Source organism: Streptomyces sp. NBC_00091, from assembly GCF_026343185.1.
In the GTDB taxonomy this organism is placed as follows: Bacteria; Actinomycetota; Actinomycetes; order Streptomycetales; family Streptomycetaceae; genus Streptomyces.
Genome location: NZ_JAPEMA010000001.1, coordinates 1501379 through 1518093 on the forward strand (window position 1 = coordinate 1501379; position 16715 = coordinate 1518093).

Annotated in this window: 17 protein-coding genes; 10 read left to right on the forward strand and 7 right to left on the reverse strand. The window is 66.5% G+C overall.

What is annotated here, in order from left to right; genetic code table 11:
- Position 1: 1 nt before the first annotated feature.
- The gene (locus tag OOK34_RS06450; protein WP_267032900.1) at positions 2-526 is read right to left on the reverse strand and encodes a DUF6879 family protein; all 525 of its coding nucleotides are present in this window, start codon (positions 524-526) and stop codon (positions 2-4) included.
- Positions 486-905: a hypothetical protein gene (locus OOK34_RS06455; protein ID WP_267032901.1), complete on the reverse strand. Its 420-nt coding sequence runs from the start codon at positions 903-905 to the stop codon at positions 486-488. The genes OOK34_RS06450 and OOK34_RS06455 overlap by 41 nt, the downstream gene beginning before the upstream one ends.
- A gap of 174 nt (positions 906-1079) precedes the next feature.
- On the opposite strand from OOK34_RS06455, the gene OOK34_RS06460 reads away from it, so the two are divergent.
- The 7 genes from OOK34_RS06460 to OOK34_RS06490 all read left to right on the forward strand — a co-directional run bounded on the left by OOK34_RS06460 (position 1080) and on the right by OOK34_RS06490 (position 5881).
- Positions 1080-1376 carry a hypothetical protein gene (locus OOK34_RS06460; protein WP_267032902.1) on the forward strand — a complete coding sequence of 99 codons (297 nt, stop codon included), beginning with the start codon at positions 1080-1082 and terminating at the stop codon, positions 1374-1376.
- Entirely contained in the window at positions 1373-1615 is a 243-nt protein-coding gene (locus tag OOK34_RS06465; protein ID WP_267032903.1) for a hypothetical protein, read from the forward strand. The genes OOK34_RS06460 and OOK34_RS06465 overlap by 4 nt, the downstream gene beginning before the upstream one ends.
- Positions 1616-1821: 206 nt before the next feature.
- Positions 1822-2301 carry an NUDIX domain-containing protein gene (locus tag OOK34_RS06470; RefSeq protein WP_267032904.1) on the forward strand — a complete coding sequence of 160 codons (480 nt, stop codon included), beginning with the start codon at positions 1822-1824 and terminating at the stop codon, positions 2299-2301.
- 9 nt (positions 2302-2310) lie between these two features.
- A complete protein-coding gene (locus OOK34_RS06475; protein WP_267032905.1) occupies positions 2311-3543 on the forward strand; it encodes a hypothetical protein in 1233 nt (410 codons plus the stop codon).
- Between the two features lie 98 nt (positions 3544-3641).
- The gene (locus OOK34_RS06480) at positions 3642-4976 is read left to right on the forward strand and encodes a UDP-glucose/GDP-mannose dehydrogenase family protein (protein ID WP_267032906.1); all 1335 of its coding nucleotides are present in this window, start codon (positions 3642-3644) and stop codon (positions 4974-4976) included.
- A gap of 59 nt (positions 4977-5035) precedes the next feature.
- On the forward strand, positions 5036-5368 hold the full coding sequence (locus OOK34_RS06485; RefSeq protein WP_267032907.1) for a hypothetical protein: 333 nt from the start codon (positions 5036-5038) through the stop codon (positions 5366-5368).
- A gap of 114 nt (positions 5369-5482) precedes the next feature.
- A complete protein-coding gene (locus tag OOK34_RS06490) occupies positions 5483-5881 on the forward strand; it encodes an NUDIX domain-containing protein (RefSeq protein WP_267032908.1) in 399 nt (132 codons plus the stop codon).
- Between the two features lie 468 nt (positions 5882-6349).
- Here OOK34_RS06490 and OOK34_RS06495 read toward each other — a convergent pair whose 3' ends face one another.
- From OOK34_RS06495 to OOK34_RS06515, 5 genes are all read right to left on the reverse strand, one after another.
- The gene (locus OOK34_RS06495) at positions 6350-10132 is read right to left on the reverse strand and encodes a DEAD/DEAH box helicase (RefSeq protein ID WP_267032909.1); all 3783 of its coding nucleotides are present in this window, start codon (positions 10130-10132) and stop codon (positions 6350-6352) included.
- 16 nt (positions 10133-10148) lie between these two features.
- The gene (locus OOK34_RS06500; protein WP_267032910.1) at positions 10149-11081 is read right to left on the reverse strand and encodes a CHAT domain-containing protein; all 933 of its coding nucleotides are present in this window, start codon (positions 11079-11081) and stop codon (positions 10149-10151) included.
- Positions 11078-11437: a hypothetical protein gene (locus tag OOK34_RS06505; RefSeq protein ID WP_267032911.1), complete on the reverse strand. Its 360-nt coding sequence runs from the start codon at positions 11435-11437 to the stop codon at positions 11078-11080. Before OOK34_RS06505 ends, OOK34_RS06500 begins: the two co-directional genes overlap by 4 nt.
- 753 nt (positions 11438-12190) lie before the next feature.
- On the reverse strand, positions 12191-12688 hold the full coding sequence (locus tag OOK34_RS06510; protein WP_267032912.1) for an NUDIX domain-containing protein: 498 nt from the start codon (positions 12686-12688) through the stop codon (positions 12191-12193).
- Positions 12689-12723: 35 nt separating this feature from the next.
- Positions 12724-14079 carry a tetratricopeptide repeat protein gene (locus tag OOK34_RS06515; protein ID WP_267032913.1) on the reverse strand — a complete coding sequence of 452 codons (1356 nt, stop codon included), beginning with the start codon at positions 14077-14079 and terminating at the stop codon, positions 12724-12726.
- A gap of 193 nt (positions 14080-14272) precedes the next feature.
- Here OOK34_RS06515 and OOK34_RS06520 point away from each other — a divergent pair, with 193 nt between their 5' ends.
- The 3 genes from OOK34_RS06520 to OOK34_RS06530 all read left to right on the forward strand — a co-directional run bounded on the left by OOK34_RS06520 (position 14273) and on the right by OOK34_RS06530 (position 16704).
- Positions 14273-15022 carry a hypothetical protein gene (locus OOK34_RS06520; protein ID WP_267032051.1) on the forward strand — a complete coding sequence of 250 codons (750 nt, stop codon included), beginning with the start codon at positions 14273-14275 and terminating at the stop codon, positions 15020-15022.
- A gap of 77 nt (positions 15023-15099) precedes the next feature.
- Entirely contained in the window at positions 15100-16011 is a 912-nt protein-coding gene (locus tag OOK34_RS06525; RefSeq protein WP_267032914.1) for a phosphotransferase, read from the forward strand.
- On the forward strand, positions 16012-16704 hold the full coding sequence (locus OOK34_RS06530; protein WP_267032915.1) for a bifunctional 2-polyprenyl-6-hydroxyphenol methylase/3-demethylubiquinol 3-O-methyltransferase UbiG: 693 nt from the start codon (positions 16012-16014) through the stop codon (positions 16702-16704).
- Positions 16705-16715: the final 11 nt, after the last annotated feature.

The following is a 16715-nucleotide window of genomic DNA, read 5'->3' on the forward strand; positions in this document are numbered from 1 at the left end:
GTCAGGGCTTGTACTCGGCGTGGGGGATGGCACTAGCCCAGAGGAGATCGCGAACTCGGATGCACTCCTCCACGGCGTCCACGTCCTCGATCAGTTCCGAGCCCAGCACCCGGCCCTCGTGATCGAAGTGGCCGACTGCCAGGAGCCGATCATCGAACAGCCACCAGTCATTGCCGTCCATGGGCAGCCGGAGCCCGCTTGGAAGCAGATGCCGCGGAAGCCACCTGATGTCTTCACCGGCTTGCTCGTTTCCGTCCGTGAGCGAGTGCTCCCACTGGATGTACGGACTGTGCGGCTGAGTCACCACTCGCACCCGGCGCACAGTCCGACCGTCCGCCGTAACGCGCCGCATCTCCCGAGCCCAGGGCTCAAACCACTGGAGATCGTCGGGCTCGCCGCTCAGCCACCTGGTGAACGGTGACGCCTCGTTCGGAACGGTGTAGTCATCTCGCAGTTCCAGGTGGAAGGCGTCATGCTCGAACGTCTCAAAGAGCCGGTTGCGCTCGGCGCTGGAGATCAGCTCCACGCGGTTCCTCCAGTAGGGCGATGATCGCGGCCCTGGGGACCTCGACCACGGTCTCGTAGTCCGGAATCGACATCTGCTCCAGAGCCTCCGGGTCGGTCACCTCCAGGCCCTGGACGATGAACGTGCCTTCCGGCGTCAGCACCATGAGCGGGTCCTCAAGGCGCTTGATCTCTCCGGCAGGCAGTCCGTCCTTCGTCAGGTGCTCGAACAGCTCCGTCGGGACCTCCACGGCGGTCTGCCCCTCGGGGATGTCGAGCTGCATGAGCAGCTCGTTGGCGAAGATCCTCCAGCCCTGCACGAGGTAGGTGTCCCGGTCGGTTGCGTACAGGGTGGGGCAGTCTCCGTTCGCGGAGTTCTTACCAAGGAACCGTAGCTTCATGGTCGTTCCCCTGTCTTCTGCCTTGCGCCGGATTGCGCGACACATCGATGGTCGATCCGCTGTTCGCCCCCGTCAATCGAGCTGCTGCAAACTCGCGCAATCTGTTTGGGAGTTGGCCCGCGCTCGCCCTACGTTCGTGTTGGCATCCACGCGACGCAGATCAAGGGGACCGCTATGAGCAACAAGATCACGGCACAGACTGAGCAGCTCGGCAGAACTCCGCGCATCACGGCCGGACTCATCGCGCAGAACGCGGTGCCCGACGTCCAGGAAGCCCTCAAGCTCATGGGGGTCGCCGGGGCGGCTTACGCGGCGGGTGTGAACGAGCTGGACGACGGCGGATTCGACGGCTTGGTCCACATCTCGCTCAGCTCCGCCGACGCCTACGACTTCGCCCGCTGGATCGTGGCGCGGGCCCCCGCCACGAGCGCGCTCGAAGTCCCCCGGCCGGAGGGGCGGCGCATCGCATGAGTCGCCCGCTCGGAACGTCTGAGGAGTTCCTGCTCCCTCACGAGGTCAAGCTCGGTGACCTCTTTCAGTTCGATGCTGCCTGGTACCCGGTCAAGGACATGGCGTCGGGACTGGGTGGAAGCCGCATCCTGCACTTCGACGCGCGCAGCCCCTACGTCATGACGCAGGCCGAGATCGTTGCCCGTCCGATCAGCTACGCCGATGAGCCGGGCCGCTTCGGAAGTCTGCTCAGCCCCTGATGGGAGACGCACAGTGAAGGGCCTGCATGCCAGGGCAGAGCCGATCCGGTTACCCGGCCTAGGGATGGTAGTTGGGGCTCTCAGTCTGTGGCTGACGCCGTCGCTCACTCTGCTCGCTGTCCAGGCCACGGGCGCAGCCCCTCCTCGCCTAGAGCTGGCCATCAGCACGCCAGACGTTCAACCAGTCGATTGGAACGGAGGAGCGAATGTCTGACGAACGGCCTGACCCCTTCAAAGATCCGCCGCCTCGCCGGGTTGCTGCTCTCGCGCTGCTTGAGCAGGACGGCTTGTTCGCGATCATCCACCGGACCTACTGGACGTCGGTAGCCAAGTGGGGGCTGCCCGGGGGGTCCGCCGACCCCAACGAGCTGCCCCGGCGGGCATTCAGCCGGCACATGGACCAGAAGCTCGGGCTCCGCCTGTCGGCCGGGCGCCTGCTGGCCATCGATCACGCGCCGGAATGGCCCGGCCGGTACCGCGAAGGAATGAACCTCGTCTACCACGCGACGGTCAACACCGACGCCGAAACCACCCCTGCGGGTGGCTACGACGAAATTCGCTGGGTGACGCCGGACGCAGCAGCCGCGCTGGTTGTCGACCACGAGCTGTTGCGACTCACGCACTGCGTCGAGGCCCTGCGAAGCGGCACTTTCGTCGAGCTCCTGATGGGCAATCCGATGAACTGAGGAGGAACCGTGTTCCTGCCCTACCCCGTGATCGAACAGCTCTCCCCCATGCAGGTGGAGGACTGGGAGCAGCACTTCGCCGGCAGCCACCACGAGCGCCCGCGCTCGATCGAGGAGGGGATCTGGCGGCGCACCCAGGACCCGGCCAACCGCGAGCAGTCCGGCTGGAGCGAGGACGCCGACGGACGACGTCGCATCGTCCACTACCGGTACCAGTACGGGCTCGACTACACGTTCCCCGTGCCGCGTCTCGTGCTCTCCGACCTCTACCTCTACTGCTCGATCACGGCGCCCGCTGCCGAGATCGAGGACTACTCGAAGGCGGTCGAGGGGTGGCTCGCCCAGGGGCGATGGCGGCAGAAGCCGGACGGCTGGCACCGCGGCGACCTCCGCTTCGCCATCTCGCGCTACGACGACCACCCGCAGGACGAGCGCGCGGACCGCGCCACCCCGCCCGGCTTCCGAACGCTCGACGTCACCTTCACCTCCGACGGCTACGAGGTCTCTCGCACCGTGCGAAACCTGCCGTGGGACGTCCTCGCGGGCGGCATCCGAGTCAAGGATCAGCGCGGAGAACCGACGATCGCCGAGGACCTCAGCGGCCTCCTGGACTACCTCCCCTTCCAGGTCGAGATCGGGTGCGGTACGAGCATCGAGGCCGGCATCCCCCCGCTGCACTTCCTCCACGAGGTCTATCGGGTCACGGCCCGCCGCGATAACGCGCTCACCCAGTCACACGCCTTCACCATGTCTCCGGCGGCCGACACTCTCGTCCAAGAGATGCTGGTCGATCCGAAGACCAAGGCTCCGGAGCTCGTGAAGATGTTCTCCGCCTGCTTCGTCGCCGATCCGACCGATGCCCACCACGCCCTGAAGGCCCTGCACGGCTCGGGGCACATGATCGGCCCCGTCATCACTCACAACTTCGACCTCCTTCCGGCGCGAGTCGGCCTCGACGAGGTGTTCGTCCGCCGCTACGACCAGAAGATCCCGCCCGTCCCGCTCTACGACGAGGCCAAGGCCCTGCTGGTGGTAGGCCTGCACGCCGACCGCCGGTCCGTCCAGGAGCGGGCGCGCGCCAAGGGGATGAAGGTCTTCTACGTCGACCCGGAGGGCCTGATGGAGAACGGCACCTTCAAGGAGTACCCCATCGAAGGCGCCCAGACCGGGGACGTCATCGTGCGGCAGTCCGCCACGGACGCCCTCGGACGACTGTGCGAGCTGCTGAAGGTCGCGTACTAGCGAGCCGAACTCGCGGTAGCAGAGCACTGGTTCAGACAGCGATAGCGTCGTGGGGCGCACCGGACGATGCGCCCCACGACAACAAGGAACGGACAGCAATGCGAGTTTCAGTCATTGGCTGTGGTCACCTCGGCGCCCCGCATGCCGCCGCGATGGCGGAGCTGGGTCACGAGGTGATCGGTGTCGAGCTGAATCCGGAGACATGCCGGATTCTCCAGAGCGGCCGGGGAGCCTTCTACGAAAAGGGCCTCGACGACTTGCTGGCCAAGCATGTCCCTTCAGGCCGCCTGCGGTTCACCACCGACCTCAGCGAGGCAGCAGCCTGGGCGGACCTGCACTTCATCGCGGTGGGGACTCCGCTCCGCGACGACGGCCGCGGCTACGACGTCAGCCAGGTGATCGGTGCGATGCGTGCGCTCACCCCCTTGCTCAAGCGGCCATGCACCATCGTCGGGAAAAGCACCGTGACCGTGGGGACCGTGGCCCGGCTCCAGGAGATCGTGGCGGTGGACGCCGCCGAGGGCGTCGAGCTGGTCTGGAACCCGGAGTTCCTCCGCGAAGGCCACGCCGTCGAGGACTCCCTCTACCCGGATCGGATCGTGGCCGGCCTCTCATCCGCCGAGGCTCAAAAGGCGATCGAAGAGGTATACGCGCCCATCCTGGCACGCGGCGATGCCGAACTGATCGTCACCGACCCTCAGACCGCCGAAGTGCTCAAGTCCGCTGCCAACAGCTTCCTAGCGACCAAGATCTCCTTCATCAACGCGATGGCCGAGGTCTGCGAGATCACCGGCGCTGACGTGAATACCGTGGCGTACGGCGTCGGCATCGACAAGCGGATTGGCCACGGCGGGATGAGGCCGGGAATCGGCTACGGCGGCGGCTGCCTGCCCAAGGACACTGCGGCCTTCACCCACCGTGTCCGCGAGATCGGGGCCGTACACGCCGCCGGACTTCTCGAAGCCGTCGAGGCCGTGAACCACAGCCGCCTCGACGCCGCCTTTGAGCTCGTCCGCCGGGCCCACGGGGGTGTCCTCGACGGCGCCCCCATCGCGGTTCTGGGCGCATCGTTCAAGGCGGGTACCAGCGACGTACGGAACTCGCCCGCTCTCCACCTCGCTGGTCGCCTGCACCAGGCTGGGGCTCGCACGATCATCTTCGACCCCGAATCCAACGAGGCGGCACGGCGCCTTCGCCCGGAGTACACGTACGCGGACAACGTTCAGGGTGCCCTCAACGGCGCGAAGGTCGTTGTGCTCGCCACCGAGTGGCCGCAGTTCACCGAGGACACCAAGCTCCCGTCCACCGCTGCGGCCCATGTGCAGCGTCGGGTCCTGGTCGATGTACGGAACGTGGTGGATGCCGCGTCGTGGTGCGCGGCTGGCTGGGAGGTCTGGCAGCTCGGCCGGCCGCCTCAGCACCCCATTGTGTAGCCGCTGACGCTCAGCTCAGCCGAGCCGGGGGGCGGCCCAGCGAGATACCGGAGGAGTAGATGGAAGACCTGTGGGTCCAGATCCGGGAGCTGCGTGGACGCGACGAGCGTCGCAGCGGCGCCCCGGACGAAGCCAAAGAGCTGCTCTTGGTGACGAAGGTATCCGAGGAAGCCAACGAGGCCGCGGAGCTCTACCGGCGGATGAAGGGGTGGGGGACGGACGGAGTGGTCTCCGCGACTCCGCCCGAGGTCCAGGACGAGATCTGTGCGGCGATCATGGCCGGCATGGTCGCTCTGGACAGGCTTTCGCCCGACGGTTCAGCCGACGGTGCCTGGAGGAGCTACCTGAAGTACGGATACGACCGCGCGAAGAAGGAGAACGCGGCCTCCTGATCCAGCACGGCGAAACGGCGGCTTCCACCATTACGGTGGGAGTCGCCGTTTTGCGTGCCGAGAGAGGGCTCTGTGACTGCTGGGTCGTTCAACACGAAGACCGGATGCATTGCGATGATCACGACTGAGGAGTCAGAGATCATTCTGCAACTGCGAGACGAGAAGCCGAATATCTGTTGGCCGGGGTACTGGTCGCTCCTCGGGGGCCAGATCGAGCCTGGGGAAACAGCGATGGAGGCGGTCCTTCGTGAAATCCACGAGGAAGCAGGGATCGCCCCGGCCGCAATCGTGGAGGTCGCGGTAACCCCTCACGATCCGGCGAAGACTCCACCTCACGTCTTCCTCGGAACCTGGGGAGGAAGCGAGGGCGACCTGATTCTCGGCGAAGGCCAAGCCCTGAAGCTCTTCCCACTGGATGCGCTCCCCGACAGGATGCCGCCCCACATCCGGGATTACATCACGCAGCTTGGGGACGCGTCAGCCATCCAGCACGGTGCAGGTGATGAGGGGTGATGACGGGTGACGAGGTGTCAGATTATCCAGCACCTATCCAGCACGGTGAAAAGCTAGGGGCCCACCCCCGGAGAGGTGGACCCCTTCTGACCTGCATGTTTGCCAGATCAGCCACGTGGTGCTATGTGACGCATCAGACGTTGAAGCGGAATGTCTGAGGACCGATCCTGACCTGCGACGGAGCCCCGCCCAGGGCGCTGACCTGGGATTTCCTCGTTGGCATGCGTTGGCTCCCGACGGCCGTTTACGGGTGTCCCGCGGACTGTCTGCGGACCGCCGAGTCAACGCTTCGGGGCCTCCGAAGCACGCGACTGCGGCACCGAGTCTGCGCTCGGGGCACTCCATGAAGCTCGGAACAGCTCAGCGTCGCCAGCGCGACGGTCCAACCCCGCCGCCTCCACGCTTCGCCTCGAACCGCGTGCTTCGTCGACGCGGAGAGCGAACGGAGACACGCCTGTGAAAAGGCTCTCAGGCAAGTACATCGTCGCTCAGCGCATCAGGGAGAGGGCCCGAAACAGCCGCCGCGGGTATCGGCCCCTCGAATGGCGGTGGCGCGCTGACGGTGTCGGGGTTGATGAGGTACCAGCCGTCGGCGCCAAGTGATGAAACCTTGATCGCTCCCAGGCCTCCGACCACATCATGCCCCGTAACTTCGTCACCCCGGTTCTGAACCAGAGTGGCCAGCAGAGACAGCACATGCTCCGGCTGCACAAAGCGGGCCCGCGTGGAGAGCTTCAGCGCCTCATCCACCCCTACCTCAGTCCCCCGGACGACAATCAGCGATGGGTCGCCCGTTGCTTCCTCAACCATTTCCGCAGTGAGGCGCTCGTGCGGCACCTTGACGGTCACCGTTCGGTCCTCCGTAGACCATCGCGACACCGCATAGTTCCGTTGCGTCTCGGCTTCGGACGCATCGACACCCAGGCGGGTGACCACCTCACCAAACAGGTCCAAGTAGGCCACGGACGACTTGGCGTCGTTCAGTTCATCCGCAAGGTCGTCGAACGTCCTCCCGCCGCTGTCCGGAATGTCTTGGTCAGCCCACTGCCGAGCAATAACGTTGCGGAGTTTCTCCTCCGCAACCTCACGCGCCTCAATGGCATCCCGGGCCCGCTGGCGATCCGCGTTGGTGATGCCAGGGTTGTCGCGCAGCGCTGGGTGGTCAAGGACTTCTGCTAGCCGGCCCGGCCTGGGTGCGTCCCAGAGCTGGGCCAGGCGTTGGCGATGAAGAGAGGGAAGGCGCATCTTGGACACCGCTGCGAGCCAGGATGGCAGCCCGGCCTCGACCTCCAGCGCGAGCAACCGCATCTTGCCAGAGTGGTCGATGCCATCTTTATGACTGATGTCGGCGGCCGCCCGGATAACGCCAGCAAGCTGCTCGCACAACTGCTCAACGTCTGAGTAGTGCAGTTTCAGTGACGGGTCGTGCCCCTTCTCGGGCTTCTCGTCAGACCTGATCGCCGTGTTGAAACGGGCTCGCAACTGACCGAAAGGGATGCCAAACATCCACTCATAGGCGACGACCGAGCGCAGCAGGGCATTCACATCCCCTCGTGAAATTTCTTCCGGCTGCGACGCGTACAACAGGTGCCTCAGCTCCGGCGAGATGACCTTGTTGCGGGCGGCCACCAGACGCTCGGGAGGGTGGTGCTTGCCGCTGTCCACGAACTGCGCGCAATCCCGCCGCTGAGTATCTGTATCGGCACAGTAGGCGAGGGCCATGGTGATAACCGCATCCTTGAGGGAAGGCAGATGACGGGCCGGTACTGGCGGAAGCGTCACCCACTCCGTCACCGACTCGATCGACTTGCTTCGGCACGCGTTCCACAACAAGTCGATCGTCCCCGCACCGTCGCATGCCAATCTGGCGAGCCGCTCCAGATCCCTGGCCGCATCGAGTTCCATCCCCGATCGGCCCAGCGCCAGACCCATACCGGTCAGAGCCAGTTTGCCGTTGCGCCCGTCAGTGCGGGCCGAGCGCGTGCCGATGCACTGTCGCTTGGCCAATTCCTCTTGCACACGCCCGGGGCTCGGGAGATCGGTTCCCTCTTCTTGGGTAATCAACAGGCCGTCGAGGATCTCACGGACTCTGGCTTCCCACATTTCCGGAGTCCGGGCGAATCCGTCCTGACAAAGAACCTGGAGCACCAGCCCACTGATCGTCACCGGATCCCGGAACTTGGACCTGACCACGCCCGACCGCGACTGGCTGGTGACGAACGCACGGAAGACACCATCGATACTCGACAGTTCCTTCATTTCTTGGTTCGTCAGGCCGTCGATCTCCTGAAGCTCACGTTCTTCGGGTACAAGGATGTAGAATTCGCCGCGTTCGTATGCGGTCTGTCCGCGACGTCCGGCCCGGCCTCCCTTGTTATCCAGATCCGCTGCCGTTAGGACACGCCGCCTGCGAGGTGTACCTGACCAACCGGAGATACTCGTCGCGATGACTGTGTCAGCAGGGAGATTGATGCCCACAGCAAGTGTGTCCGTCGCGACGAGCACTCGCAGCAAGCCGTCCTCGGAACGGAACTCCTCCTCCAGCAGTCGCCGCAGCATTGGCGCGAACCTGGAGGAGTGCGGCGCGACGCCTTCCTTCAGACCTCTGATGATCTCGTCGCGCTCCGGCAGATCCGAGTGCGTTACTCTTTCATTCAGGGCGTATTCGTGATCGCGAGCACGCGATCCATCCCCAGCGAAACGGCCCGCTTCCCAAGGCGTTCCCTTCTCGGTCCGGCCAAGGTCCGCCTTGAGAACACGCTGGATGGCTGTCGCCAGCTCACTGGCTGCGGTCCGGGATGGAACGAAGCAGATGATGCGTCGGTTCGGGTCCTTCTCCAGGATGTCCGCAACAAGCGCGACGGCGAGCTCACCCGTGGGTAGCCCTTTGATTGGGCCCCTGATCGCCCGCTCGTACTGGCGTCGCAACTTCATCAAGCCGTGCCGGGACTGCTCGGGTGCCTCCAGCGGAGGGGCGCCCGGCATGCTGAGCAGATGGGCGTTCTTCTGCACCTTCCTCGACGTCTGGTCGACTACATACGTGTCGAGAGGAACTGGCCGTTCGTTGCTGACGACAACACGTTCGCCGGCGCCGAGCCACTGGCGCAATGGCTCCGTGGCAGCAGGATCGAGAGCCGCGGACAGGCCCAGGATGGCTGGCTGCTCATGCCTAGGCAGCATCTTGATCAGCGTCAGAAGGGCCTCCAGCTTGGCTGCCCGTTCGCTGTCCTCGACAAGGGTCTGCAATTCGTCCACCACGACCAAGCCGCTCCGGCTGAGCGGGCTGCGGCCACTGACGAGGTACACGCCCAATTTCTCGTAGATTGCCACAGCCACGTCGTAGCGGCCCCTGGACACCGGACGGTCGTTCTCCGGATAGTCTCGGGAAGAGCCGTAGACCTTAATGTTCTTCAGCCCGTCGGCACTATGCCAGTCCTTCCACTCTGCGACCTCCTGGGTCACAAGTGCTTTGGTAGGCAGGAGCATGATGGCGGAGCTCTCGGCGTTGAGAGCCATGGTCATGGCGATGCGGGCAAGTGTGGTCTTGCCACTGTTGGTGACGGCATAAACAAGGGCGACTCCCCGCTGAGCAAGAGCGCTTCGGCAGGCGATCAGGACATTCCGCTGGAAGTCGTTCAGCGAATCCCAGGAGCCGATACGCCCCTTCCACAAGGCGATCAGAGAACCGTGGTCAGGTCGATCGGCGTTGGCCAGCAACCCTGTGTAACCAGTGATGTCCGCCGCAGGTGCCGCCTTCATAGCGGGGGGTGTGGGGATTTCAGAAAGAGCGGGGATGCATGGAAGCGAGGGCGCCTGTACGGCAATCTGTACGGTCTCGGGATTTTGGGCCGAAGAGACGGCGTCGACCGCCACGGCACTCTCCCCGACGGCGGCGGTCGTGGCCGGAACCGGAAAGCCGTAGCGCGTAGCCAAGTCGCCAAAGGTTCCGTTTCCGGGGTACCCGTCCAAGCTGGCAGCAAGCAACGCCTCCCAAGTGGCCCCCACACCGAGTTCAATCTTGTGCAGAACTTGGTCCCAGAAGGCTCTGGGGTCTCCGGACTGCTGTGGAATGCGGGTTTCTGGGAACTTGGCGGCGCGGAGCAGCCCTCGCTGCTCGTCCATTGTGTTGAACGCGCTGCCAAGTTCAGCGACGAAGAGCTTCCGGTCTCCTTCCTCGAGCTTGCGAGTGGTGCCAGCCAGTTCGGCATGCGATCCCGGTTGCGGGAGACTGTCCGGCTCAGGCGCAGACATGGCGATTCCTTCGTTGTCAGGGCACGGCCGGACGGATGACAAGCCCATTGAGCACGGATCGACAGTACTGATCCTGGTTGACGGTGTCCTGCGCGGCCAAACGCGCCGCAGTCACGAAGTCTGAGGGTTCAGGATCATGGACACTTGCGAGCTCTTCGTAGAAGTGAGTGGTGAACTCTGCAGCGCACCGGTCGTTCAGCGCCCCTTGGTGCGCGATGACGGTCTCTGCGACCTCGGTAAAAGCGTCGGCGACCTTCGAACTACCACACGACCTCAAGAGAACACTCCGCAACCGCACACCCGTCTGTTCCTGTGCCAGCCGCAGGGTGGCGACGATGTCGGAGGCAGAAATCTTGTGTGCTTCACCGTCAATGGTTTCGAAGACCAGAAACTCCCCTTCGCCGTGACAGGCGAGGTGTAGGAGATCGGGGCGGAACGTCCTGATTCGCTTGAGGTCCCGAGCGGTTGCGGCCGCGCAGACGTCCAGCACAAAGGAGCCGCGATCGGCGGCCCTCGACATGGCCTTCAGTTCGGCATCCCAGCGGACCCGGTCCTCGTCGTCGGGGCTGGCGCCCAGCAGAAGAACCCGGAGGGCGCCCGGTTTCGCTGTGTCCCGCGTAGATGAGGAGGGCGCATGGTTGGCCGAGGGGCTCATCGTTATGGTGGAGGAGTAAGGGTCCATGGGAGCATGGGCGTACTGAAAAGCCGGGTTGTACGGGTAGCTATTGAACGCTTGCGCGATGATGCGACGTCGGCCATCCTGCATCACGCCCGCGCCGATGGCTGCCGCGACCCGCTCCCAGTAAGAGCGAGCGGTGTCGGCGGAGGCAGGGAGGGCTGCGGGCGGATATCCAGCGGCGAGCAGCAAGGAGCCGGCCTCATGGCTGTTGGGAAAGCACGTAGCCAGCGCCTCGACCTCAGCTCGGTTCAGGGCCTCGCTATCGCTCACAGCACAGTCTCCAGCCGCAAGGGGTTCGGCAGTTCCTTCCGGTAGCGGCGCAGCAGGGGTGTCTTGGCGCGCGCTGTGATGGCGCAGCTGATCCCCGTCGCGGTGCCGTACGCCGTCCGTACGACGAGCCTGAGCAGGTGGCTGCCCTCGAGCTCGTTAGTTCTGGTACGGCGGAACTCCCAGGCCGGGTCGGAGCGGAGGGGCCGCAACGCCTGCAGGAACAGCTGGTGTTCAGCTTGGCTGGTGGTCCTGCCGATCTCCCCGATCGAGGCGTCTGTCCCGAGAAGGGAGAGCTGCGGGCCCAGTCGCCAGGACTTCTGGACCTGTGAGACGTCAGAGACCCGGTACGGGCTCATGGACAGAGCGATAGGTTCCGAGGTGCCAGCGGTGGAAGAGAGCTGCAGTCCGACGGTTGCAGAGATCAGCCGTGGGTGCGTCGGCCCGGGGACGAAGCTCACGCTGAGATCCACCAGATAGTAAAGGTAACGGTGGGCGTGCTCCGTCACATAAGTTCTCAACTCAGGGTCAGCAGCAAGGAATGCGGGTGTAATGACGCGCGCTTCCGGCCCGCCGAGAGCAATACGGCCAGCGAGCGGCGGCACCCCACACTCCGACGCCGCGGGGTCGTCTCCTCGTACTGGGTCTGCAGAATCCAGGACCAGCTCATGCTCGGTGAGCCGGGGGGCGGGAAGATCGATCATGCGGGTCCTCTCGGGCCGATCCGACTGCCGCGTCAGGCGCGAAGAGGGCGCATGCCCCCGGCAGTTGTCTTCCGTACCGCAAGGCTAGCGGCTCGCGGCTGACTGCGAGGCGGGCAAGTGTGATCGAGCTCCTCAACAACACGCCGACTGAAGGGTGTTCGCACAGATCACGGCCATAACCTGGCTTTCAGTGAACACGGAGTGTCGGCGCCGATTCGACCGCGAGATCGACCGCCAGCCGTGGCTCGACTCCGAGGAGAGACCCGGCCGCTGTCGACAAAGCGCATGCGACCAGCGTCGACGAGGGCGGACCCAGAACGAAGGAGTTGTTTAGCCACTCCGCGCGCTGACCCATTCAGCACCCCCACGGACTATCCGCAGACCGCCCAAGGCCGCCCAACCGTGTGGCTAGAGCCAGCCAGTCAAGGACACTTCGGAGTCCCCAGTCAGGTACTGGTGGAGGGCGCTGGCGGTGGTGTCGACGAAGGCGTCGGGGATCGCGTTGACGTCGACCCAGCGGACTTGGGAGTGCTTGCGGGGTTCGCGGTTTTCGGGTTCGCCGGTCCATTCATGGGCGGCAAAGACGACTGTCAGGAAGCCGCTGGGGGCCTCGACGCCCCAGGCACCGTGGATGATGTGGGCGACTTTGAGCGACTCGGGCTTCACGGTGAGGCCCGTCTCCTCGTAGAGCTCGCGGACCGCGGTTGCGGTGATGGGTTCGCCGGGTTCGCTCTTGCCGACGGGGAGGTCCCACAGGCCTTGGGCGAACTTGGCGTTCTCGCTGCGCTGGAGGAGGACGACTCGGTTGGTGGCCTTGTCATGGACGATGACGGCCGCGACCAGCAGGGTCATCGAGTCGAGCGCCGGCTTGAGGGCTTGGGAGCGGTCGTCGGTCTGCTGAGCCACGGGAGTTCCCTTCGTCGGGCGGGTTGTTGGGCATGTTAGGCGAGGGCCTCGCGGGCGCGGCGGGCGAGATCAGCGGCGCCGGGGACACGGCGGCGCTGGTAGACCGCGAGGGTGGAGCGGATGGAGGAGATCGCCTTGCGGGTGCGGTCGGATGTCATGCCCTCCATGAGGACGAGGGCCTGGGTCCAGGCGGCGACCGCTTCGTCGGCTCGGGCCTGGGCGGCGAGGCTGTCGCCGAGGTCGGCGTGGGTGAGGGCGTGGACGCGCTTGTACTTCTGCGGGTCCCAGCGGGTGAGGGCGTCGCGGTGTTGTTGCTCGGTGCCGATGTGGTCGGCGAGGTCGGTAAGGGTGCGGGCGGTGTGGCTGGCCACGGTGCCGGCGGCTGGGCCGCTGACGCGGGAGAAGCTGGGCTGTGGGCCGTCGTCCCGGAGGAGAGCGTCTTCGGCGGCGAGGAGGGCACGGGCGGCCGAGGGGTTCTCGCCGGTGGCGGCGTAGGCGCGGGCGTGGGTGATGTGGAGGAGGGCTTCGGTCTGGCCGTCTACGTGGCCGAGGCCGCGGGTGAGGGCGCCTTCGACGAGGTCGACGCAGTGGTGGGGTTGCTTGAGGCTGAGGGCCTGGTGGGCGAGGGCGCGCATCATCCAGGCGGCATGGCCGTGGGGGTCGGCTTCGCAGGCGAGCTGATAGCCGACCTGGTAGTAGCGCTGGGCGGCGCCTTCGTGGCCGAGGTCGTGGTGTTTCCAGCCTGCGAGGTAGGCGAGTTCGGCGACGGCACCGAAAGCGGCCTGGCGTAAGGGTTCTGAGGGGAACCGTCCGCGCAGCATGGGGGCTGCGGTGTCGGCGAGGTAGGCGGTGACGGTCGTCAGACCGTGGCCGCCTCCGAGGCGTTCGTCGGCAGCGCTGAAGGCCGCGGTGATCTGCCGTACGACGTCGATGTCGTCGCTGCCGACGAGGGTGCGGGCGGTGCGGGCGCGGAGCATGCGGGAGGTGGCTTCGTGGTCGTGCAGGAGCGGCATGGCCACGCCGGCCGTGGTGAAGGCTGCGATGGCGAGGAAGCGGCGGCGTTCGACGTCCGCCCGGCCGAGGTCCGTGACCGTGGTGACGGGGTCGGTGTCCGGTAGCGGCTCCGCGTCGGGTGAGTGGAGGCCGATCTCGGTCTGGGTGACGACGCGACCCAGCCGACGGGAGAGGGCTTCAGCGAGGTACGGGCCTGTCCGGCCAGACGGCGCGCGGGTGCCGTTCGCCCAGTGGGAGATCGCCGACTTGTTGGTCTGGAGCAGCTCGCCGTTCTCGGCGGCGATGCGGCGCACGTCCTTGGCGAGTGCCTCGTACGTGCACCCGGCGGCGTTGATCGTGTCGCGCAGGCGGGAGTTGGGGGTGTTCGGCGCTGGCACGATCTCCTCCGCTCCGGAGCTGTAAACCGCGTATACCGCTTGACCTCGGTCACACCGTACCCACTCTGCGTAGCGGGCGGTTCACTTATCGACAGCCGCCCCACTCTCGGGCCGGGCGGCCCCAAGTTCCGTACGCCCTACCGGGCTCGGGCATTCCTATGCCCCGGCCCGGACGATCAGAGACGGAGAAACGGTGACCACCATCGACACCGCGACCATCACGGTCGAGCTGCCCGACGCCTTCGACCCGCGCTGGAGCCGACTGCCCGGCATCCAGGTCGACGGCCGGCGCATCACCATCGACCCGGCCGAGTACTTCTTCCGCTTCGAGTCCAACACCTGGCTCGTCGCCGACTGGGAGCTGGTCAAGGCCCAGCTCCTCGACGTGCACGAGACCACCGAGAGCGCGGTCGAGCAGCTCGCGCTCGACTTCATCAAGAAGCAGGGCGAGTCCACGTCGGATGCTGCCCGCGTGCTGGCGACGGCGTACGGGGTCTACTCGTACCTCTTCCGCGAGGAGCACCTGGCCGGCCTCGGCCTCCCGAAGATCACCGCCGACCACCTGCGCATGCTGCGCGAGGCGGCCACGCTGATGGCCCTCAACAAGGTCGAGCTGGACGGCCACATCTCCAACGTCGGCCCGTGCTGGTTCTTCCCCGCCGCCACCTCCGTCGTCTTCGACCTGGACGACGAGACGGGCGGGATGCTCGACGAGGTCTACCACGGCGGCTGGTTCAACGAGCACCGCCGGATCGAGTCCATCAAGGCCCACGCCGCCCTCGGCGGCCGGCTCGTGCACGGCTGCCAGTCCGTGCCGGACCAGTCCGGCGGGGTCGTCGCGCCCTACGGTGCCTCGATGGCGAACTTCCGTGACGACCTGGCCGAGTTCAAGGCGGGCTGGATCGAGCAGGTCTACGCCCACCGTGTGACCGCGGCTGAGTAACGCCCAACCCCCGTACGGCTCCGGGGCGGGCCGACCCGCTCGCCCGCCCCGGAGCCCACCAGCCCCTGGAGACCGCCATGGACCAGAGCCTCACCGCCACCCTGCTGGACGACCTGTGCACTCTCGTCGGCAAGCCCCTCCCCGAACGCGCCGAGATCCGCGTCTGGGGCATGTCCGGAGTCGAACGCGTCACTTTCCCCGACGGCACAACGGCCGTCTTCAAGTACGCCAAGGAGCCCTTCGACCGCGAGGCCCAGGCCCTGCGGATCGCCCACCAGCGCGGGCTCCCGGTCCCCGCACTCCACGCCACCGCCGTGCAGGACAAGTGGCTCGGCATGCTCATGGACGACCTCGGCGCCCCCGTACGGGACGCCGACGACCTCGACGGCGTCGCCGCCGCCATGATGCTCCACGCCGCCCGCCCGGCCGGCGGCCTGCCCCTCCTCGACGGCGCGGGCCTCGCGGCCCTGCCCGGCCGAGCCCTCGATCACCTCCAGCGGCTGCGGAAGGCCGACCGGTGGACGGACTGCGACGACATCGAGACCGCTCTGGGGAAGATCTCCGCTGCGGCCGAGGCCCGCGTCCAGGGGGCGACGCTCGACCCGTTCGGCTGGGTGCACTCCGAGTTCCACCCCACGAGCATCCACATCGGGGAGAACAGCTGGCACCTCCTCGACCTCGCCCGCGCCTTCACCGGCCCCGGCCTGATCGACCTCGCCTCCTACCACGGCACCACCGACACGCCGAGCCCCGTCCGGCTGCGCGTGTTCCTGGAGCAGTACGTCACCGCAGGCGGCCACGAAGACGCCCTCGCCGCCCGGGGCGGCCTGGCTGCCGAGGCATGGGCCCTGGGCTGGCACCGCATGTGGGTGGTGGAGTGGTTCATGGAGCAGGCCATCCGCTGGATCAACGACCCGGCCAAGGACCGCGCATACATCCCCGTCGTCCGCCGCCACCTGAACGACGTGGTCCAACTCCTGGAGGTCTAGGTGCTCGCCCAGGTCTCCCCCTGGTACGCCCATGCAGCCCAGCGCATAACCGCTTCCCCCGCCCATGCGCTCACCGCACCGGCCCGGATGGAGTGGAGCACCCACGCGGGCCTCGGTCCCGGAGCTGAGATTCTGGGACGGGACCTGCGCGGCAAGCGCCTCCTGGAGCTGGGATGCGGCCCCGGCCACAACGTGGCCCACCTCGCCAAGCACCACCAGGCCCGCGTCACCGGTGTCGACCTGGTCGGCCTCCAGATACGCCGCGCCCGCTCCCACTACGGACACGTCGACGGCGCCACCTTCGCCGCCGGCCACGCACTGCACCACCTCCAGGCCACCGGCCAGACCTTCGACGCGATCTACTCCGTCTTCGGCGCCGTCGGCCTCGTCGCCCCCGAGCTCCTGCTCGCCGCGATCTCCCACCGCCTCAAGCCGGCTGGAGTCCTGGCTTTCTCCGTCCCGCACCCGGCACGGGCCGGAAGACATCCATCTACGGACGACCGTCCGCGCGAGGACTACGTCACCATGCCCGACCACACCCGGCTACCCATCGCCCGATGGGAGTTCGATGCCCGGCGCTGGGGCGCACACCTCGTGCGTAACGGCCTGCGCATCACCTCGGCGTTGGGTCTGCGTCACCCTCGCCGCGACCCGTGGCCGACCACCCTCCTGATCATCGCCCGCAAACGCTGACCCCGGAGGCA